17 protein-coding genes are annotated in these 18,967 nt (G+C 69.8%); 6 read left to right on the top strand and 11 right to left on the bottom strand.

What is annotated here, in order from left to right:
- Window positions 1-60 precede the first annotated feature (60 nt).
- Window positions 61-1,233, bottom strand: coding sequence for an alpha/beta hydrolase (locus ACIQOU_RS04280; RefSeq protein WP_401533750.1), 1,173 nt, complete (start codon window positions 1,231-1,233; stop codon window positions 61-63).
- Window positions 1,230-3,722, bottom strand: a complete 2,493-nt coding sequence (locus ACIQOU_RS04275; protein WP_401533748.1) for a thioester reductase domain-containing protein — start codon at window positions 3,720-3,722, stop codon at window positions 1,230-1,232. The genes ACIQOU_RS04280 and ACIQOU_RS04275 overlap by 4 nt, the downstream gene beginning before the upstream one ends.
- Window positions 3,723-4,530: 808 nt before the next feature.
- On the opposite strand from ACIQOU_RS04275, the gene ACIQOU_RS04270 reads away from it, so the two are divergent.
- A complete protein-coding gene (locus ACIQOU_RS04270; RefSeq protein ID WP_401533746.1) occupies window positions 4,531-5,526 on the top strand; it encodes a LuxR C-terminal-related transcriptional regulator in 996 nt (331 codons plus the stop codon).
- A gap of 276 nt (window positions 5,527-5,802) precedes the next feature.
- On the top strand, window positions 5,803-6,378 hold the full coding sequence (locus tag ACIQOU_RS04265) for a hypothetical protein (RefSeq protein WP_401533744.1): 576 nt from the start codon (window positions 5,803-5,805) through the stop codon (window positions 6,376-6,378).
- A 64-nt stretch (window positions 6,379-6,442) separates the two neighbouring features.
- On the opposite strand, the gene ACIQOU_RS04260 is transcribed toward ACIQOU_RS04265, so the two are convergent.
- The 6 genes from ACIQOU_RS04260 to ACIQOU_RS04235 all read right to left on the bottom strand — a co-directional run bounded on the left by ACIQOU_RS04260 (window position 6,443) and on the right by ACIQOU_RS04235 (window position 12,042).
- Complete coding sequence (locus ACIQOU_RS04260; protein WP_401533743.1) at window positions 6,443-7,057, bottom strand: hypothetical protein; 615 nt, start codon at window positions 7,055-7,057, stop codon at window positions 6,443-6,445.
- Window positions 7,054-7,830, bottom strand: coding sequence for a carbohydrate ABC transporter permease (locus ACIQOU_RS04255; protein ID WP_401534631.1), 777 nt, complete (start codon window positions 7,828-7,830; stop codon window positions 7,054-7,056). Before ACIQOU_RS04255 ends, ACIQOU_RS04260 begins: the two co-directional genes overlap by 4 nt.
- Window positions 7,831-7,985: 155 nt before the next feature.
- Complete coding sequence (locus tag ACIQOU_RS04250; RefSeq protein WP_401533741.1) at window positions 7,986-8,924, bottom strand: carbohydrate ABC transporter permease; 939 nt, start codon at window positions 8,922-8,924, stop codon at window positions 7,986-7,988.
- Window positions 8,921-10,198, bottom strand: a complete 1,278-nt coding sequence (locus tag ACIQOU_RS04245) for an ABC transporter substrate-binding protein (RefSeq protein ID WP_401533740.1) — start codon at window positions 10,196-10,198, stop codon at window positions 8,921-8,923. The genes ACIQOU_RS04250 and ACIQOU_RS04245 overlap by 4 nt, the downstream gene beginning before the upstream one ends.
- Before the next feature lie 90 nt (window positions 10,199-10,288).
- Window positions 10,289-11,212: a PmoA family protein gene (locus ACIQOU_RS04240; protein ID WP_401533739.1), complete on the bottom strand. Its 924-nt coding sequence runs from the start codon at window positions 11,210-11,212 to the stop codon at window positions 10,289-10,291.
- A 476-nt stretch (window positions 11,213-11,688) separates the two neighbouring features.
- Window positions 11,689-12,042 (bottom strand): hypothetical protein, encoded by a 354-nt coding sequence (locus ACIQOU_RS04235; protein ID WP_401533737.1) that lies wholly within the window; start codon window positions 12,040-12,042, stop codon window positions 11,689-11,691.
- A gap of 522 nt (window positions 12,043-12,564) precedes the next feature.
- Between ACIQOU_RS04235 and ACIQOU_RS04230 the strand changes: the two genes are divergently transcribed.
- From ACIQOU_RS04230 to ACIQOU_RS04215, 4 genes are all read left to right on the top strand, one after another.
- The gene (locus ACIQOU_RS04230) at window positions 12,565-13,368 is read left to right on the top strand and encodes a response regulator transcription factor (protein ID WP_401533736.1); all 804 of its coding nucleotides are present in this window, start codon (window positions 12,565-12,567) and stop codon (window positions 13,366-13,368) included.
- Window positions 13,365-14,816 carry a sensor histidine kinase gene (locus ACIQOU_RS04225; RefSeq protein ID WP_401534628.1) on the top strand — a complete coding sequence of 484 codons (1,452 nt, stop codon included), beginning with the start codon at window positions 13,365-13,367 and terminating at the stop codon, window positions 14,814-14,816. Before ACIQOU_RS04230 ends, ACIQOU_RS04225 begins: the two co-directional genes overlap by 4 nt.
- A gap of 371 nt (window positions 14,817-15,187) precedes the next feature.
- Window positions 15,188-15,421: a DUF397 domain-containing protein gene (locus tag ACIQOU_RS04220; RefSeq protein WP_401533735.1), complete on the top strand. Its 234-nt coding sequence runs from the start codon at window positions 15,188-15,190 to the stop codon at window positions 15,419-15,421.
- Window positions 15,422-15,513: 92 nt separating this feature from the next.
- Window positions 15,514-16,455 carry a DUF5753 domain-containing protein gene (locus ACIQOU_RS04215; RefSeq protein WP_401533734.1) on the top strand — a complete coding sequence of 314 codons (942 nt, stop codon included), beginning with the start codon at window positions 15,514-15,516 and terminating at the stop codon, window positions 16,453-16,455.
- An 83-nt stretch (window positions 16,456-16,538) separates the two neighbouring features.
- Here ACIQOU_RS04215 and ACIQOU_RS04210 read toward each other — a convergent pair whose 3' ends face one another.
- The 3 genes from ACIQOU_RS04210 to ACIQOU_RS04200 all read right to left on the bottom strand — a co-directional run bounded on the left by ACIQOU_RS04210 (window position 16,539) and on the right by ACIQOU_RS04200 (window position 18,450).
- Window positions 16,539-17,384, bottom strand: coding sequence for an SAM-dependent methyltransferase (locus ACIQOU_RS04210; protein ID WP_401533732.1), 846 nt, complete (start codon window positions 17,382-17,384; stop codon window positions 16,539-16,541).
- A gap of 155 nt (window positions 17,385-17,539) precedes the next feature.
- Complete coding sequence (locus ACIQOU_RS04205; RefSeq protein ID WP_401533730.1) at window positions 17,540-18,094, bottom strand: hypothetical protein; 555 nt, start codon at window positions 18,092-18,094, stop codon at window positions 17,540-17,542.
- A gap of 182 nt (window positions 18,095-18,276) precedes the next feature.
- The gene (locus ACIQOU_RS04200) at window positions 18,277-18,450 is read right to left on the bottom strand and encodes a hypothetical protein (RefSeq protein ID WP_401533729.1); all 174 of its coding nucleotides are present in this window, start codon (window positions 18,448-18,450) and stop codon (window positions 18,277-18,279) included.
- Between the last annotated feature and the right edge of the window lie 517 nt (window positions 18,451-18,967).

Raw genomic sequence — 18,967 nt, 5'->3', positions numbered from 1 at the left:
GGGGACCTCTGTGACTCGGGAGAACAGGAGCGGGGCGGGGAGGCGGAGCGGCGGTCGGCTCTAACGCAGCTCGTCCAGGAAGTTCACGATGTGCCCGAAGACGTCGAAGGCGGCGCCGCGTCCGATGAACGGGTCGACGTGGCCGTACCCGGCGACCTCGGTGTAGCGGACGTCCAGGTGGGGATGGCGGCTGGTGAGGACCTCGTGGCAGACCTTGTTGGAGTCGGCCCACAACTTGTTCTCGTTGCCGGAGATCAGCAGGACCGGGCAGTCGATGCGCCCGGCGGCGGCGACGGCGTCCACCGGGAGGGCGGCGTAGCGGCGGTCGCTCTGGTGCCAGCGGCCGACGGTGTGGGCGAGGTCCATCTGCCGCAGGTGCGCGGTGGTGGACAGCGGGGCGGAGCCGAAGAGTTCGGCGAGCCGGTCGTGGGTGCGCGGGTGCAGGTTCTCGTGGACGTAGAGCGAAGCGCCCATGCCCCAGGCCGAGTTGTGCAGGATCTGGCAGGTGGGGTCGGTGCATTCGGCGCCGCGTGCGGCGAGCGCGAAGGCGAGGGTCTGGCTGGAGAACAGCCCGGCCTTGCGGATGTCGACGGCCTGGTAACTCTGGCGGCCGCGCAGGAGTTCGGGGCCGATCATCATCGGCAGCCGGGACTTGCCGTACAGCTTGGGGGTGAGGAAGACGCCCTGCGCGACGACGCCGGACAGGCCGGGCACCAGGCCCGCGGTCAGGCTCAGGGACAGGGTGAGGGCGCCGATGCAGTGGGCGACGGCGAAGAGCTGCGCGTCGGCTCCGATGCGGCTGCGGATGTGGGCGACGGCCTCGGGGATGTCGTACAGGGCGACGTCGTCGTAGCTGTAGCGGGGGCCGCGTTCGTTGTAGGGCAGACGGCAGCTGCCGCGCCAGTCCAGGAGCCAGGGTTCGTAACCGGCGTCGAGGAGGGCCTCGGTGAGGTTGCGGGTCTCGGGCAGCGTGAACATGTCGGCGGACGCGGTGTGTCCGTGCAGCAGCAGCACGGCGGGGCGGGGCAGGTCGTCGCCCCGGTGGACGCGGCAGAGGGCGAGGTGGGTGCCGTCGGCGACGCGCAGCGGGATGTGTTCGAGCACGGCGCCGGTGAGGCCGTGGGCGACGAGGGGGCGCGGGGTGACGCGGACGCCGTCGAGGCCGCGGCGCAGCGGGGCGGGGGCGGTGCGGGCGGCGATCCGCCCGGCGCGCCGCAGGGAGCGCAGGATCATCGGGTCAGCTCCTTGTGGTCGATCGGGCGGGGGGTGGTGTCGGCGCGCAGGTCGAGGAGTTCGGCTCCGGCCCGCAGCATGGGTTCCATCAGCCCCTGGCCGATCTGGGAGCCGAACCAGGCCATCCAGGTGAGCTTGGCGAGGCGGCGTTCCTTGCCCGACAGCGACGACTTGACCTTGATGCCGTCGACCTGTTCGGGCAGGTAGCTCTTGCGGGGGACCTTGAGGACGCCGGTGACGGTGGCCTCCTCGCCCTCGCGGCCGATCTCGACGGCGAGGGTGAAGCACTGCGCGAGCAGGTCGCGGCGGGCGCGGGCGGTCTTCTGCCCCTCCAGCCACCACAGTCGGCCGTCGGCGTCGCGCAGGCGCAGCCGGTAGCGCAGCAGCGGATGCCGGATGCCGGGGCCGCGCGGCACGCCGTGCTGGGGGCGCACCCACAGGTCGCCGCCGGTGACGGTGAGCGGCTCGGCGTGCAGCCGGGCGCAGCGCAGGGTGCCGCCCTCGCGGACGTCGACGCGGCGGTGCTTGACCAGCTGGTACATGCCGGCGACGGAGAGGGTGAGCTTCAGGTGGGCGAACGTGTCGGGCGCCGCGCCGGCCGCGCCGAGGCGCCCGCGCATGGTCTCCCCGAACGACAGGTAGGGCTCGTCGTCACGGTGCGGGAGGCGGGCGACGCCGCTCTGGGCCATCCGCTCGAACGCCGCGGTCTGCGCCTCGGCACCGTACACCTCGGCCGGGGGCAGGTTGTGCCGGGCGACGAAGGCGTCGGTGCGGTGGCTGGTGGCGGCCGGGGAGTGCAGGAACGCCTCGCACAGTTTGTGCGCGGTGCGGTTCTCCATCATCCGTACCAGGAAGTCGAGTTGGGGCAGCTGTTCCTTGGCGGCCCAGGCGAGGAAGTCCGCGCGCCACTCCTCCCAGTCGACGACCTCGACGTTCATGCCGCTGAGCTGCATCTCGCGGACCATGCCGTCGAGGGTGCCGGGGCGGCCGGTGAGGTTGTAGGTCTGGCCCCAGGCGTCGGGGTCGCAGATGATCGCGGCGACGACCCGGCTGATCCAGTCGACGGGGGCGACGTTCATGCTGCGGAACGCGGGCAGGGTCCGCATCCGGGTGAAGGCGCCGAGCAGCCCGGTGCTGAGGTCGAGCGGGTTGTGGGCGCCGGTGACGGTGTGCCCCGCGATGCCGCCGGGCCGGAACAGCGTGACGCGCAGGCCGTGTTCACGGGCCCGGCGCAGGGCGACCTCGGCGGCCCATTTGGACTGGTTGTAGCCGCCGATCATCCGGTCGACCCGGCCCAGCGGCGAGTCCTCGTCCATCGCGGCGATGCCGAGTTCGTTGTAGACGGCCGTCGAGGAGACCTGGTGCAACGGCTTCGGCGCCCCGGTGGCGGCGAGTTCGGCGAGGGTGAGCGGGCCGAGGACGTTGGTCTGGCGCAGGGAGGCGTAGCCGCGCAGGAAGTCGACGGCGGCGCCGACACTGACGACGGAGTCGACGTCGTCGGCGAGCGCCCGCCAGGCCGCGTCGTCGAGGCCGAGGTGCGGTTTGCCGATGTCGCCGAGCAGGACGGTGATCCGGCGCCGCAACTCGCCCGACCAGGGCATGAGGTAGCCGGTGAGGGCGTCGGCCAGCTTGCGTTCGGCGGCCTCCTGGTCGGCGGCGCGGACCAGGCACACCACATGGGCGTCGCTGCGGCGCAGCAGGTCGAACAGCAGGTGGGCGCCGAGGAATCCGGTGGCGCCGGTGAGCAGGATGCGGCGGGGTGCCACGGGGTCGGGGGCGGCGACGAAGGGGAGGGCGTCGGCGCGGGCGAGATCGTCGAGGATCAGCGGCAGCCCGGCACCGGACGCGGCGAGCGCCATGGCGGTGGCGCCGGGGCGCGCGGCGGCGCGTGCGGTGACCCCGGGGGCTCCAACGGCCGTGGTGGCTCCGGTGACTTGGGCGTCGGCGTCGGTCGCGGTGGCAGCGGCGTCGGTGCCCGGTGAGGCGTCGGCGCCTCGGGCGGCCAGCCAGTGTTCCGCGAGCCTGCGGGGGCGGGCGTCGGCGAAGACGTCGTCGAGGCTGAGCCGCACGCCGTGCTCCCGGCGCAGCGCGGCGACGAACTCGACGGCGGCGACGGAGGACGCGCCCGCGTCGAAGAGGTCGGTCTCGGGGTCGAGGTCCGCCGCGCCGAGCAGCCGGGACGCCGTGGCCGCGATCCGGGAGGCGAGGCCGGTGACGTCCTGCGGGGCCTCGTCGGGCGCCGCCGGTTCCGACGTCGCGCCGGGTGCCGGGTCTCCCGGGGTGCGGCCGGGTGCCGGGTCTTCCGGGGGGCGGCCGGGTGCCGTGGTGGCGGCGGTGCCTGCGGTGCCTGCGGTGCCTGCGGTGCCTGCGGGGGCCGTTCCCCCCGTGCCGGTGCTGGACGGGGCCCGTCGCCGGACCCGGTTCAGCAGGCTGGACACCGCGTCGGGTGTCTGGTGCTGGCGGTCGTCGCCGCCCGTTGTCTTGCTCATCGCGTCATCCCCAAAGCCTTTTGCTCTCACCGCGGCCACGGAAAATCAGTCACCGAGGGACCGGATGCGTCCCTCATACGTCGTGACCCCGCCCTCAGTGGCCGTCGCGACCGTCCCGGATTCCCCGCGCAGAACTTCCTCGCACAGGGGTTCCTTGCGCAGGGTTTCCTCGTGCAGAGTTTCCTTGCACGGGTTGCACACGGGCTTCCCTATCGGCTCTGCCCTTCCGGAGCAGAAGATTCCGATGCTGTAAGCATCTCCGGGAAGAGGGGCGGCGTCACCCTTCCCAGGTGTCCTTATCCGGCACCTGCATAAACCGTCCTGATGGGCCGGTCGGGTAAACGACCGATGAATGCATGAATCGACCGACCTATGGACCGAGTAAAAGTACGGACCGTCCGCAGTGCGGACCGAGACAATAGCCACCGGGACAGCGAACGCGCCCACAGCCGCGTCACAGAGACCCGTACCCGCACCCCCGCGGGCATGACGTGCCCATGACGGCCTGCGCGGACGGGCCGCCATTCACCACGAAATACCTGAAATCAGATCTCATCGAATCGAACGGCGGAAAATATTCCGCTCTATCGATTTACACCTGATTCAGATATGCGCCGGGAGCATGCGTCACCTTGGCTGTCATTTCCAGACATTCAACCGGATGCCCTCTACACTGACCGGAACTTGTTGTCTTGAATCTGACCCCTATTCAGGGATTGACAGCCCTTGACCATGGCTAAGATGTGAAGCCTTGTTGAAGGTTCCAGTAAGGTCAGCGGATTCCCGTCATCCGCAGAAGGGACTGTGCATGCTGGAGGATCTCGGTCTCGATGAGACCTGTACTTCCGTCTACCGCACCCTCCTCTCCCAGCCGCAGGCCGGTTTCAACGAGTTGCACAGTCGACTCGGACTGAGTGAACACGATCTGTCGAAAAGCCTCGACCGACTCAGCGAGCTGGCCCTCATTCGGGAAATGTCGAGCGAGCCTCTGGTACTTCAGGCGGTGAACCCGGCGATCGGAGTCGAATCCCTCATCTCCCAGCAGCAGGCCCATATCGCGGCGGAGCAGGGGAGGTTGGAGAATATCCGACTGATCTCCATGCGACTCGCCGAGGAATTCTCCGCGGCCCGCCTGCGCGAACTCCAGGGAATAGAACGGCTCAACGGCGTCGAAGAGGTCAGGGACCGCATCCGGCTGCTGGCGAAGGGCGTCCGCTCCGAGTACCTGGTCTTCGCACCCGGCGGCGCCCTCACCGAGGCCGACCTCGCGGTGACCCGGCCCCGGGACGAGGCGCTGCTGCGCCGCAACGTCCGGATGCGCACCCTCTACCTCGACAGCATCCGCTGCAAGCCGTCGGCACTGGCCCACGCCCACCGGCTGGCCGACCAGGGCGCCCAGGTCCGCACCGCGCCGAGCCTGCCCCTCCGGCTGGCGATCGCGGACCGCTCGACGGCGCTCATCCCGCTCGACAACGAGAACAGCGAGGCCGACACCCTCGTCCTCACCTGCCCCGGCCCGGTGATCGCCCTGTGCGCCCTCTTCGACGCGCTGTGGGACCAGGCCACCCCGCTGGGCGCCCGCCCCTCGCCCGCCCACGCCGCCCCCCTCTCCCCGCAGGAGTCGGAGGTCCTCCGCCTCCTCGCCCAGGGCCACACGGACGAGGCCGTCGCCAAACGCCTGGGCGTCTCCCCCCGCACCGCCCGCCGGATCGCGGCCGACCTCATGGACAAGCTCGACGCCCGCAGCCGCTTCCAGGCCGGCGCCCGAGCCGTGGCCCACGGCTGGCTGGTCGACCAGGCCTGACCCCACGGGGGAAACACCGAGAACACCGCTTCCCCCCTCCGCCGAGGGCGCGAGCGCGGGCCGGCAGCACGGCCGACGGAGAGCGTGCGGCGCGTCAACTCCCCCACCGCGCACGGCAGTCCGAGCACCTTCGCCGAGTAGGACGGAACCCTCTCTCCCCTCGGGGAGAGACCAACCACCATCTGAACGCCCGGAAACCGCAGGCCGGTAGCGTCTGGTGACCACAGTCGGCGACCACCACGCCGAAGTCCCTCGCCCCGCTCCCCGGAGACCCCCATGCCCCGCACCCTCCCCCTGGCCCGCGTCGTCACCGACGCTCTGCAACCCCGGAACGTGCTGGTCGGCGGGATGCTCGGGGTCGGGCTTGCCGCGGCCGGGGAGTGGACGGGGCTGGTGTGGGGGTTGCTCGGGGCGGTGTGCGCCGGGATCGTGCCGGCCGGGTACATCGAGTGGGAGCGCCGGCGCGGCACGTGGGGTGACCGGCATGTCGTCGACCGCACCAAGCGGGCGCCGATCTTCCTCGTCATCCTCGGCTCGGTCGGCGCCGGTGCGGCGGTGATGGTGCTCGGGAACGCGCCGACCGGCATCCTCGCCGCGATGCTCGGGCTGTGGGTGATGACCGTGGCCCTGCTCGCCGTGAACACGGTCTGGAAGATATCGGTGGACTCCGCCGTCGCCTCGGCGGTCGTGACCCTGCTCGCCGTGGTCCACTCCCCGTGGTGGCTGCTCGCCTACGCGGTCGTGGCCGCCGTGTGCTGGTCACGGGTCGCCCTGCGCTACCACACGGTCGCCCAGACGGTGGCGGGCAGCGCGCTCGGCACGGCGACGTCGGCGGCGTTCCTGTTTGTCTGACGTTGCGTCAGGCACGTTGGCCCGTGCGGGTGTTCAGGAGTTCACCAGCCGCCCCCCTCTCCCCTCACCGAGTCAAGTCGCCCTGAAGCGCCGCCTCCTTCCCTCTCCCCCGCACCTCGATCGCCGTCAACGCCAACGCCATCGGGCCCGGTACCAAGAAGGCCAGCGGGAGCATCATCCAGGCGCAGAACGCCGATGTCGCGACCGCCAGCAGGATCAGGGCGGTGCCTCCGGCGTCCCGTACGGCGTCGCGGGCGGCGGCGCGGAGGGCTGCGGGCCAGTCGGTGAGGGACTCGGGGCGGGCGCAGGCCCGCAGGGCGACCAGCGCGGCACAGACGCCGATCAGCGCGGCGGCGACGGTGAAGAAGGCGCCGCCCGGCAGCCCCGCACGGGCCAGCGCGAGGTCGGCCGCGCACAGCAGCACCCCGGCGACGACGACCGCGCCCGCCATCAGGTCCCCGGCGCGCAGCCGGCGTCGGAGCAGGGCGATGTAGCGGCCCGCGGTCGCCGGACGGTCCTCACCCGCGCCGCGCAGGACCGCGCACGCCGTCGACAGCGCGGCCGGGATCGTCACAACGGGCAGGCAGGACACGGCCGTTGCGAGGCCGATGCTCAGGACGTCGGCGAACAGGGTGAACCGGGGGCCGAACACCTCGCCGGGTTCCCGTACCGCGCTCATCCCTTGAGTCCCGAGCTGGCCATGCCCTCCACCAGGAACCGCTGGAAGGCGAGGAAGAACAGCACGATCGGCAGCAGGGCGATCACCGACATGGCGAACATCGGGCCGAACGACGACTGGCTGGAGGCGTCGACGAAGGACCGCAGGGCGAGGGTGAGGGTGAACTTGTCGGGGTCGAAGAGGTAGATGAGCTGGGTGAAGAAGTCGTTCCAGGTCCAGATGAAGGTGAAGATGGCGGTGGTGATCAGCGCGGGCCGGGTCAGCGGCAGGATGATGTGGAAGAAGCTGCGGAACGGCCCGCAGCCGTCGATCCGGGCCGCCTCCTCCAGTTCGCGCGGCAGGGAGCGCATGAACTGGACGATCAGGAAGACGAAGAACGCCTCGGTGGCGAGGAACTTCGGCAGGATCAGCGGCCAGTAAGTATCCACCAGGCCAAGCTTGTTGAAGATGATGTACTGCGGGATCAGCACCGCGTGGTGGGGCAGCATGATCGTCGCGATCATGAACGCGAACAGCGGCCCGCGCATCCGGAACCGCAGCCGCGCGAACGCGTACGCGGCCAGTGAGCAGCTGAGGACGTTGCCGATGACCGCGCCGCCCGCGATCAGCAGCGAGTTGGTGAGGAGCCGGCCGACGGAGACGCCGTTGACGCCCTCCAGGGCGGTGGAGTAGTTGGACCATTCCACGTGGCGGGGAAGGAGGTTGAGGCTGGCGATGACCTCGTCGGCGGGCTTGAGCGAGGTCGCGAGCAGCCAGGCCAGCGGGTAGAGCATCACCAGCAGCGCGGCCAGGCACCCGGCGTGCAGGGCGATGCGGCGCCGGTTACGGACCAGCGGGGCCAAGGGAGTTGACGGCCCCAACCGAGGTGACGATCCGTCAGTTGCCGCAGGCGTCGGTGCGGTCGGTTCGGTCACGGGAGTCGTCGGCATCAACGGTCTCCTTCCGCTGCGTAGAAGACCCAGGACCGGGACGTGCGGAACAGCACCGCCGTGACCGCGCCGATGACCAGCAGCAACACCCAGGCCATGGCCGAGGCGTAGCCCATGTGGGAGGCGACGAAGCCCCGGTCGTAGAGGTACATGGTGTAGACGAGGGTGGAGTCGGCGGGCCCGCCCTTGCCCGCGCTGATCGCGAAGGCGGGGGTGAAGACCTGGAAGGCCTGGATGGTCTGGAGGACCAGGTTGAAGAAGAGGACCGGGGAGAGCATCGGCACGGTGATGGACCAGAACTGGCGTCGCCTGCTCGCCCCGTCCACCGCCGCCGCCTCGTACAACTCCCCCGGGATCTGCTGGAGTCCGGCGAGGAAGATGACCATCGGCGCCCCGAACTGCCACACGGTCAGCAGCGCGACGGACAGCAGCGCCCAGCCGGGCCGGTTGACCCAGCCGCCGGTGCCGAGCAGGTTGTCGACCGTGCCGCCGTCGTTGAAGATCGCCCGCCAGACCAGGGCGATGGACATCGACGCGCCGAGCAGCGAGGGCGCGTAGAACGCCGAGCGGTAGAAGGCGCGGCCCCGGCGCATGGACTTCAGGGCGAGCGCCACGCCCAGGGCCAGGGCGAGTTGGAGCGGGACGGCGATGACGACGTACGTCAGGGTCGTCACGACCGAGCGCCAGTAGCGGGGGTCCTCGGTGAACATCTGCGTGTAGTTGCGCAGACCGATCCAGTGCGGCGGGTTGAAGAGGTCGTAGTCCGTGAAGGAGAGGTACAGCGACACGGCCATGGGCAGCAGGGTGAGGCCGATCGCGCCGACCACCCATGGCGAGAGGAACACCCAGGCGGCGCCTTCTCGCCTGCGCCGGGGGCGAGTTGGGGCGGCGGACGGCCGCGCGGGCCGGGCGACGGAGACGTCGGTGGTGGTGGTCATGACCTCAACTCCGCCTTCGCCTCGGTGACATAGTTCTCGGCCGCCTCGCGGGGCGACATGCGCTGGTACGACACCTGGTCGTAGTCGCGCTGGAAGGTGGTCTGGAGGGCGTTGTCACCGGAGGGCGGCGCCTGCGGCGGGGTCTTGAGGGTTCCGTCGAGGGACGCCTGGTAGTCGGCCACCGTCCGGTCGAATCCGGTGAGTTGGGGCTCGACGGCCTTGCGGATCGACTCGTTGACGGGGATGCCCCGGGTGGCGCCGAGGACCTCGGCCGCGCCGGGGTCGTTGAGCAGGAAGTCGATGAGCCGGGCGGCCGCCTCGGGGTGCCGGGTGTCGGCGGAGGCGCCGAGGAACATCGACGGCTTGAAGTACTGGCCGGGGGTGCCGTCGGCGCCGGTCGGCATCGGCGCCAGGGCGATCCCGCCGGCGACGAGGGCGGTGAACCCGCTTGCGGGAGCGTCCCAGTTGGCGTCGGTGACGGACTCGCCGCGCCCCAACGGGGTGTTCTCCACGGTGCCGTCGAGCTGTGTGGTCTGCTCGGCGGTCGAGACGGCACCGGCCCGGCGCAACCCGTCGGTGAACGTCCACCAGCGCGTCAAGTCCGCGCTGGTGAAGCCCAGTTGGTTGTCCTTCGTGTACAGGGACTTGCCCTGGCCACGCAGCCAGACCTCGAACGAGTCCTCGCTCTGCCCCGGGTCGGTGGCGCCGGGTTTGCCGGTCTCGCGGGCGAGGTCACGCATGGCGTCGGCCCATTCGTCCCACGTCCAGGCCCCCTTGGGCAGCGGCACCCCGGACGCCTTCCAGGTCTTCACGTCGTAGACGACGGTCTCGGTGCCGCGCCCCTGCGGAATCGCGAACTGCGTGCCGTCGACGCGGCCGGTCGCGAGCAGCCCGGCATCGATCTCGCCGGTGCGCAGCGCGGCCTTCTCCTTGCCGAGGTCGAGCAGGACCCCGCCGGTCGCGTACTGGTCGATCTGGCGGTAGTCGAGCTGCATGACATCGGGGGCGTCGCCGCCCGCGGCCTGCGTGGCGAGCTTCTGCTTGTAGGCGTCGTAACCGGCGAACGACGTACGGACGTCGATCCCCGGGTTCGCCTTCTCGAACAGGGCAATGGCCTTCTCGGTGCGCGCGGCCCGGTCGGGGTTGCCCCACCAGGTGTAGCTCAGCACGACCTTGCCGTCGGCCGCGGCCGACCCACCGCAACCGGCCAGCAGCGCGCACATCAACAGTGCGGTGGCCGACGCGCAGAACCCCTTCGTCCTGTGTCCGGGCATGCGAACCTCGTTCTCTGTATCTCCGTGCGTATCTCTCTGTACCGCTGTTCTCGGTCCCCTAGGGTTTCCGGGCCCGCCCGGCGCCGCGCCTCACCAGGCCAGCCCCGCCAGATGCGCCGCGACCCGCTCCCGGTCCCACGCCCCGTCCGCGAACACCACCCGGTAGCGGTAGGCGAACGACTCCCCCGCCGGCAGCGCGAACTCCTCGTGGAACGCCCACGAGAACGCCACCGTCGGAATCGGCTCCGCCCGCACGAACCAGTGCGAGGCGTGGATCGCCGTCGCGTCGTCCAGATTCTCGGGAGCATGCGCGAAAACGAGGGTGGAGTGCCCGTCGACGTCGTCGTGCTCGGCGCTGTACGCGAGCCAGGCCCCCGCCGTGCCCATCAGCTCCTCGGCCCCGTCGCCGTCGGCCGCGAAGGCGGTGCCGCCGGTGAAGTCGCGCGGCCCGCGCCAGTGCAGCCCGGTGTACCCGGCGCTGTCCCGCCCGGCGGTGGTCGGCGAACCGAAGGCGAGCGGCGCATCACGGAGGTTGGTCAGCCGGATCGACCAGTCCAGCGCCCAGGCACCGGCCGCCTCGTCGACGGAGTGCACGGTGACCCCGCGCACCTCCCGCGCCCACTCCTCGCCGCCGTTCTCGACCCAGGTCAACTCCTCGGTGAACCGCAGCCGTTCGTCCTCCACGGCGAACTCCGTGAACCCGTCGTGCCGCATCGACCCGACGATCTCCGGCAGATCGAGGTACCCCTCGCCGTGCACATAACTGTGCCCACCCCAGAAGTTCTGCCCGGACAGATGACTCGCCGTCATCTGCAAGCCCTTGTGCCAACGGTGATCACTGGGCCGGTACCCGCTGACGACCCGCCCGCCGAGGGTCCGCAACGGATGCGCGTACGGTTTGCGCGCCTCGTACGCCTCGGCGTCCGGCCGGTAGACGTACCGCAGGATCTCGGTACCGTTCGCCGCCTCGACCGCGACATGGTCGCCATGCACATGGCTGACACGGATGGTCATGCGTACTCCTGCTCCTCGGACGTGCGACGTACTGGTGGAGAGAAGAAAGAGAAGAAAGGGGGAGACAAGGGGCAAGGAAGGGGTGGGGAAGGGAAGGCGCGGGGCGGGGAAAGCGCTTGCTCTCGCGTGACCATAGGTCCCGGCAGAAAGTCAGGACAACCCCCGTGCAGGACTTATGTGAGAAAGGTCGGGTGCGGGAGGTGGGGCGGGTGGGGTGGGAGGGGCGGCATTGGGGAGGAGCGGCCTTGGGGAGGAGCGGCCTTGGGGAGGGCGCGACCTCGACCAGACTGGACGTACAGGGTTGAGTGCCTCAACCGGACCGGGTGCTGAGGGTTGACCGCGTCAAGGTTGATGACTTCATCCAGATCAGCCGTACAGAGTTGACGACCTTGTCCAGATTGGACTGGTGGAGTTGACGGTCGGCATCAACGGGTTGATGGCACCGGGGTTGAGGTCAACAGGTTGATCCGGGACGCCTATCCATGGTCCGCACCCTCGTCACCCTCGTCATCCTCATCGTCAACGTCGTCATCCTCGTCGTCGCTCCCATCATCGTCGTCGTCAAGGTCATCAACGTCGTCAATGTCACCGTCACCGTCGTCATCGTCGTCGTCACCGTCGTCATCATCGCCGGTCGGCAGGGCGCCGTTGCCTGTCGCCGGGTCCGTCGGGAGGCCCGAGGAGGAGGGGTCGGCGGTGGGGGGTGTCGTGGGGGCGGCCGGTTCCTCGGGCAGGGGGTCCTGGCTCGGGGGGTTCACGTTCGAGGCGCTCCCTCCTGCGGGCCGGGTCCTGTCGGAGGTGAAGGTGATGCCGTCCGTGATCATCGACATGACGAGGAGCACGCCGAGGAGAACGAGCCCCGCTGCGGCGGCCGTGACGGCGGTGGCCCTGCGGTCGCCCAGCCGGTCCCACAACCCGGGGCGGCTGTCGGGGCCCGGCGTTGGCGATCCGGTCGGCGATGCCGTTTCGGGGTCGGGGTCGGGGTCGGGGTCGGGGGACACGGTGTCCTTTCTCTCGGTCGGGGAAAGGCCTCTGTCCGGCGGTGAGTTGGGGCGGCGAGGCTCCGCTGCGGGTGCCCGACCGGGCTCACCCACACCCTAGGAGACCGTCGGTAGGGCCAGGACAGCGTTGCGCCAGCGGAGAGTTAAGCAACGGCCAATGGTCCGCCGTTCCTGCCCGGACGTTCCTGACCGGACGTTCCTGAGCAGGCGCGCGCGGACGCACGCGCCCCCGGCCGACCCGGCCCCCGTGAACGCCGGACGGCTTCCGTGCGTACCCCAGGGCGGTGGCCTCGCCGGGGGCTGCACGGGAGGGGACTTCGCGACTCCGTGAATCATGGAGGAACGGGACGTATGGGCGTACGGGTGCTGCTGATCGAGGACGACGATCGGGTGGCCGGTCCGCTGATCGAGGGGCTGAACCGTTTCGGGTTCACCGTCGACCGTGCCCGCACCGGCAGGGAGGGGCTCGCCGCCGGGGAGTCCGACATGGTCCTGTTGGACCTGGGGCTGCCCGACATGGACGGCATCGAGGTGTGCCGGGCGCTCCGGCTCCGTTCGCAGGTGCCGATCATCATCATCACGGCGCGGAGCGACGAGGTCGACCGCGTCCTCGGTCTGGAGATCGGCGCCGACGACTACGTGTCCAAGCCGTTCGGCGTCCGCGAACTCATCGCCCGTATCCGCGCCGTGAGCCGCCGGGCCCAGGCGGCGTTCACGGTGGCCGGACCCGCACCGGCGGGACCGGGGTCGCGGGGACCCGCCGAGCCTGCCGAACTCCTCCAGCGGATCGGCCCGTTGACGATCGACCGGCGCACCCGCCACGTGCATCTGGAGCGGGCGCCGATCGCGCTGTCACCGAAGGAGTTCGACCTGCTGGTCTGCCTGGCCGACGATCCCGGCGCCGTCTGCACCCGGCAGCACATCCTGGACACGGTCTGGCACCCGAACTACTTCGGCCCGACCAAGACGTTGGACGTCCACATCGCCGCGCTGCGCCGCAAACTCGGTGACTCCGCCTGGATCGACACCATCCGGGGCGTGGGCTTCCGCCTCCAACCGCCCGTCGACGCGCCCGAGTTACCCGACTCGCCGCACTCCCCCGACTCCCCCGCAGGCGTTGCCGTGTGGCAGGTGCCGCCCTGGGGTGCGCGGTGACGCGGCGGCTCGTGCTCAGTTACCTCAGCCTCACGATGCTCGTCCTGCTCGGTCTGGAAGTGCCGCTCGGCTATGTGTACGCGCGCGGCGAGATCTCCCGTTTCACCGGCGACGGACGGCACTCCGCCGAGTTGCTGACGCAGGTCCTTCAGGCCCGGGTCGAACGGCGGGCCACCTCCGAAGTCCCGGCGCTGCTGGCCGACTTCGTGAAGGAGAACGGCAGCCGCGTCGTCGTTCTGGACGCCACCGGGGGCGTGCTCGCCGACTCGCGCGGCGCCGTCGCCACCGGCACGGACCTGTCCGCCGAGCCCGACATCGCGACCGCCCTGCGCGACCGTTCCCTGTCGACGACCCGCGAGGACCGTGCCGTCGACGGCGACGCGTTCACGGTCACCGTGCCGTGCTCCCCCTCCGGGGGCAGTGTCGATTGCGTGGTGCGCGTCTCCTTTCCGGTCGCGCCGGTGACGTCGAAGATCCACGGCACCTGGATGACGTTGGCCCTCATCGGTCTGGGGGTGCTGGTGGCGGTGGCGGCGATCGCGTTCGCGCTGGCCCACTGGGCCACCGGTCCCGTGCGGGCCCTGGAGCGGGCCACCGCCGAACTGGCCGACGGCCGCCTCAAGGACCCGCCCACCATCACGCAGGGTCCGCCCGAACTGCGGCGCCTGGCCTCGACGTTCTCGCGCACGGCGACCCGGTTGCAGCATCTGCTGCACGCGCAGCGGGCGTTCGCCTCCGAGGCGTCCCACCAGTTGAAGACGCCGCTGACGGCGTTGCGCCTGCGGTTGGAGAACTTCGAGCCCTACCTCGACCCTCGCGCCCACGCCAGCCTCGACGAGGCGGTGGGCGAAGTGGAACGGCTCGGCCGGATGGTGCAGGGGCTGCTCGCGCTGGCCCGGCTGGAGAACTCCGCGAGCACCCCGGAGGCCACCGACCTGGACGCCGTCGTCGCCGACCGTGCCCTCACCTGGGCCGCGTTCGCCGCCGAGAACCACGTCGACATCACCGTGACCGGTGCCGAGGCGGGCGAGGTGTGGGCGATCCCCGGCGCCCTGGAGCAGGTCATCGACAACCTGCTCTCGAACGCGCTGCGGGTGTCGCCGCCGGGCACCACCATCACGTTGGCCACGACGTTCGCCGCCGACCCGCGGAGCCCGGGTGTCGAGCTGCACGTCGTCGACCAGGGGCCCGGCATGACCGAGGCCGAACGCGCGCGTGCCTTCGACCGTTTCTGGCGGGCCGCCGACTCCTGCCACGACGGCACGGGGCTCGGCCTGCCCATCGTGCGGCAACTCACCCTGGCCGGTGGCGGAGACGTCACCCTCGACGCGGCACCCGACGGCGGTCTCGACGCCGTCGTCCGGCTCCGCCCCGCCGGGCACCGCCGCACCGCACCCCACCGCGGCCCCCGCGTCACGCCCCGCAGATCCCACGTATCGGCGTTCTGACAGCCCGGCCCCGGGGGGACGTCAGAACTGTTCGAACAGCGGCGCGAAATGCGGCTGATTCGAGAAACGGAACGAAATCATCCTCTCGACGGAGGCGGACCGTCGACCATTTTTGCCAGGGGCGATGTTCAGCCATTCCCGGGAAGATACTCCCTCACCTTCCGCATCAATCGGATTTTCACACTTACTCTTTCCATCCCGCAGGAACGCCCAATCGAGGGACACCGCCACCCGGTCCCGGGGGTCTAGACTTTCCTTCACTTTCGCAGGGCCGCGAAATTCTCCCGGAGCGGCGAAAGTCAAGGACGAGGCGACCGGAGCCCACCGTGGGCATGGAATCGCCACTGGTCAGAGAGAGAAACGGGTGCACTGTGAGTCACATCATCAACGGAATCGGCGCCGGCGAACTGGTAGGCGCGCAGTGGGTGAAGGCGACCGCGAGCGACGCGATCGGGGACTGCGTCGAACTTGCCGAGGTTCACGAAAACATCGCGGTCCGCAACTCGCGCGACCCCGAGGGACCGGCCTTGATCTTCACAAAAGCGGAGCTGTCTGCTTTCGTCGACGGGGCACGTAAGGGCGAATTCGACAGGCTCACTGTCTGAAATCTTTTTGGCCAGGGGTTGCAGTGAGCCGAATGGGCGAATAATGCTGTTCGCGGGGCGGTAAGAGTGCCGCCCACGCGCGAGGAGTGAAGATGTCCGCTCAGCTCACTTTCCTGCCTGGCGGTCAGGGGAAGAAGTCGTCGCAGCCCGCGCCTCATCCGTTGGCGCGGGCTGTCGGCGCGATGATGCGGCTTCACCGCCAGCAGAAGGGGTGGAACCAGGCCGACGCGGTGCAGGCGACGCAGGTGTTCAACTCGGTGCCCGTCCTGAGCAAGTACGAGACCGGGACCACGAAGCAGGACCCCCTGAAGGTCGACGCGTTCCTTCGGGACTGCGGTGCTCCGGAATGGGTCCTGGAAGAAGCGGACCGGCATCTTCGCCGCATCGGCAGCTCTCCGTACTGGGCCAATCCGTCGGACGTCGTCGATGAACCGCTGGCCGGCCTGTTCGCCCTTGAGGCGATCTCCAAGGTGATCCGCACCTATCAGGAGAGCAGCGTCCCCGGGATGCTCCAGACCCGCGCCTACGCCAAGTCCCTCATGAACGACTTCACCCGCGCCCAACAGAACCCCGAGCTCCAGAGCAAGTTCAAGAAACTGATGCACCTCAGACTGGCGATCCGTTTGCAGCGCCAGACTCTCCTCGAAGAGGACGATGCCCCGATCTTCGAGGCGCTCATCGCCCAGTCCGTACTGCGCTTGGAGATGGGCGGCCGGATCGTTCTGCGCGAGCAGCTGCGGCATCTGTTCAACATGGCGGAGAACAGGCCGAACATGCATATCCGCATCCTGCCCGGCTCCGCCCTGCACCAGGGCAGCCCGATACACCCCTCGATGACCCTGCTCAAGCCCGACGAGGAGTCCACCGGCCGCGCGGTCTATCTGGAGGAGCGGAACCGCGGCGGCTCGCTGCTCCAGGAAGAGGACGAGGTCGAGCTGTATCAGGCGTCGATGGACGACCTCTGGGGCAGGGCGTTGAGCAAGCAGGAATCCATGGACTGCCTGGCCAAGCACATCGACCGGCTCGTCGATTAGAGCCTGTCCGGCCGATCAAGTCGCAGGGAAGCAACGGTGGCTCGGCGGGCCCCGCGTCTGCGGCGTGATCGGCCGGACAGGTCCTAGCCGGGCTCCGGGGCGGACGGTCGGCTGATCCTGGCCACCCCGCCGTAATTGACCCACTCCTTGCTGCGCTGCCGGGGTGCCAGGTCGCTGTCGGGTCGCCATGACGAGACCTCGTCGGGCCTGTCCGCCTCCAGAAGCTCAAAGCCGTCGAAGAATCGCGCGACCTCTTTGGTCGAACGGACCTCGCCCCAGCGGTCGTCCGTGACGTCGGCCATGAAGTCGGTGATTCTCCCACGGAGTTCGGCGTCGTCGCTGGCGAGATGCGAGATCACGAGGTAGCTGCCGGCGGGTAACCGCTCGGCCACGCGCCGGACGAGATCCCATGGTTCGTCGCTGCTGGGGACGCAGTGCAGCACCGACACGAAGAGAGCGGCGACGGGCCGGCCGTCCGCCACCAGTCTCCGCACCTCGGGGCTTTCGAAAATGCGGTCCGTATGACGGATATCGGCGTTCAGGACCGCCGTGGTGTGCGGGTCCTCGGCGAGCATCCCACGGCCGTGAGCGTAGACGACGGGGTCCTTGTCGATATAGACGACCTGACTCGACGGATCTACGTCCTGGGCGACCTGGTGGACATTGGGCCGGGTCGGCAGACCGGAGCCGTGGTCGAGAAAGTGGCGCACGCCGCACTCGCGGGCGAGATAGCGCACGGATCTGACGAGAAAGGCTCTGTTCACCAGGGCGAGTTCACGCGTACTGGGAGCCATGGCCAGTAACGCTTCGCAGGTTTCCCGGTCGACCGCGTAATTGTCGGTTCCGCCCAGCAAGAAATCGTACATTCGAGCAATGCTGGGTTTACTGAGGTCAAGAATGAGCCGCTCCCCACACTTTCGGCCGCGCACATCCCCCTGAGACGTGGCGGTTCCCCGAAGGCAGAAACGTCATGCTAGGAGGCAGGGCAGACCGACAGCTACCCGCTTTCGGGTATGCGCGAAACTCCCTGAAGCGGATTCAGTGGTCATACGGCCCGAAGTGCCCCGGCGCACAACTCCTCGGCTCAGAGCGCATCCGACATTGGCATATGCCCCTCGCGGGGAAGGTCCTCGTGGGGAGGGTTCTCGTGGGGAAGGTCGTCGCGGGGAAGGGTGGTGGCCCTCCTCAGAGCGTTGCGTGTGAGCAGTGCGACGGCTGACGGTTCGATGCCCATGGCGTGTCCGGCCTGTCGTGGCGTCAGGCCGAGCCGGTAGCGCAGGACGAGCGCGTCGGTCTCTCGCGGGGCGAGGTTCCGTTGCAGTGTGCGGATGGTGGGCGTCCTGCTGGAGGCCGTGGTGGCGCGCAGGAGCGACCAGGCCAGGGCGGAGGGAAGGGCGCTGCGCAGGGCGGTGGGCCACTGGGCGCCGAGTTCCCGCAGGGCGGCGCGGGCGAGCCGGTCTCCGGTCGCGGGGTCGCCGGTGACGGCGGCGGCGTACTGCCGGTAGGTCGGCCAGTGGTCGCGGCAGAAGGCGGCGTAGGCCGCTGCGGCGTGGGGAGTCACGGGGGCGGAGGCGGGCTGCCGCCGGGCGGAGGCGGCGGCTGCTGCTGCTCTGGGTGCGGGCGGGGCGGATGGCGGCATGACGGTCGTCTCGCAGCTGGTGGTCCCGTCGAGCGGGAGGCTCGGTGCGGAGCGGAAGCCGCCTTCGGGAGCGGCTTGCCTTCGACGGGAAAGACCGGGCAGGTGAACGCGGGTGTCCCGAACGACGCCGAGGCCGACTCGGCCGAGTCGGCCTCGGCGTCGTTCAGCGGAGCAGGCCGGTGCTAGCGGGTGCGGCGCAGTTTCAGGCGGACGACTCGGCTGCGGTCCGAAAGGGCGGAGGCGAGGATCGTGACCAGCACCTGTGCGGGGAGGGAGTGCGGCCATCGCGCGGTGGCCACGGTGACGCCCAGAGTCAGTACGGAACTGAAGTGGAAGGTCGTCAGGGTGATGCTCACCAGGCTGGTTTGCAGGACGGCGGAAATCGGAATGCTAATCTCAGGCGCTGCCGGAAAGAGACGTGTCATCTTCCGGCGGACGTGCCACATCATGCCCTTCTCCTCATGTCGGGTGCGGTTCGGTACGGCGGGGAGGACTCCGCTGCTGATGCCAACCAACTCGGAGTCCTTTCCGCGCCACGTCGAACACTAATCTCGGCACGCGGACGGCGGGCGGCGCGGAAATCCACGAAAGTGAATCCGGGTTCCCCGGAGGCGACCCTCCAGAACCGTCCCCCGAGTTCCCTCGGAGATAATTCGGGCCACTGACTGGCCAGGTTCGAACTGCTGCGGTCAAAAATGGCCAGGGAATTCCCCGTGTGCCACGAAAGCACGCGCGAGACCCACGAGGGATGGTCACTCGTCCGAGTGAACGGGCCTGGCCGTTGCTGACAGCCGCGAAAGTCCGCTCGCCCACCCGGGCCAGGAGTACCCGCACCGACGAAAGGCCCATCGGCGCAGCGCCTGCGGGGAGGCG

Origin of the sequence: Streptomyces sp. NPDC091279 (assembly GCF_044757465.1) — a bacterium.
GTDB lineage: Bacteria > Actinomycetota > Actinomycetes > Streptomycetales > Streptomycetaceae > Streptomyces.
Note: the sequence above shows the minus strand (reverse complement) of the source record. Positions and strands in the feature narration are given on the sequence as shown.

Coding starts and splice junctions, on each gene's coding strand:
- ACIQOU_RS04280 (WP_401533750.1), bottom strand. CDS start 1,233: ATGATCCTGCGCTCCCTGCGGCGCGCCGGGCGGATCGCCGCCCGCACC.
- ACIQOU_RS04275 (WP_401533748.1), bottom strand. CDS start 3,722: ATGAGCAAGACAACGGGCGGCGACGACCGCCAGCACCAGACACCCGAC.
- ACIQOU_RS04270 (WP_401533746.1), top strand. CDS start 4,531: ATGCTGGAGGATCTCGGTCTCGATGAGACCTGTACTTCCGTCTACCGC.
- ACIQOU_RS04265 (WP_401533744.1), top strand. CDS start 5,803: ATGCCCCGCACCCTCCCCCTGGCCCGCGTCGTCACCGACGCTCTGCAA.
- ACIQOU_RS04260 (WP_401533743.1), bottom strand. CDS start 7,057: ATGAGCGCGGTACGGGAACCCGGCGAGGTGTTCGGCCCCCGGTTCACC.
- ACIQOU_RS04255 (WP_401534631.1), bottom strand. CDS start 7,830: ATGCTCTACCCGCTGGCCTGGCTGCTCGCGACCTCGCTCAAGCCCGCC.
- ACIQOU_RS04250 (WP_401533741.1), bottom strand. CDS start 8,924: ATGACCACCACCACCGACGTCTCCGTCGCCCGGCCCGCGCGGCCGTCC.
- ACIQOU_RS04245 (WP_401533740.1), bottom strand. CDS start 10,198: ATGCCCGGACACAGGACGAAGGGGTTCTGCGCGTCGGCCACCGCACTG.
- ACIQOU_RS04240 (WP_401533739.1), bottom strand. CDS start 11,212: ATGACCATCCGTGTCAGCCATGTGCATGGCGACCATGTCGCGGTCGAG.
- ACIQOU_RS04235 (WP_401533737.1), bottom strand. CDS start 12,042: ATGTCGATGATCACGGACGGCATCACCTTCACCTCCGACAGGACCCGG.
- ACIQOU_RS04230 (WP_401533736.1), top strand. CDS start 12,565: ATGGGCGTACGGGTGCTGCTGATCGAGGACGACGATCGGGTGGCCGGT.
- ACIQOU_RS04215 (WP_401533734.1), top strand. CDS start 15,514: ATGTCCGCTCAGCTCACTTTCCTGCCTGGCGGTCAGGGGAAGAAGTCG.
- ACIQOU_RS04205 (WP_401533730.1), bottom strand. CDS start 18,094: ATGCCGCCATCCGCCCCGCCCGCACCCAGAGCAGCAGCAGCCGCCGCC.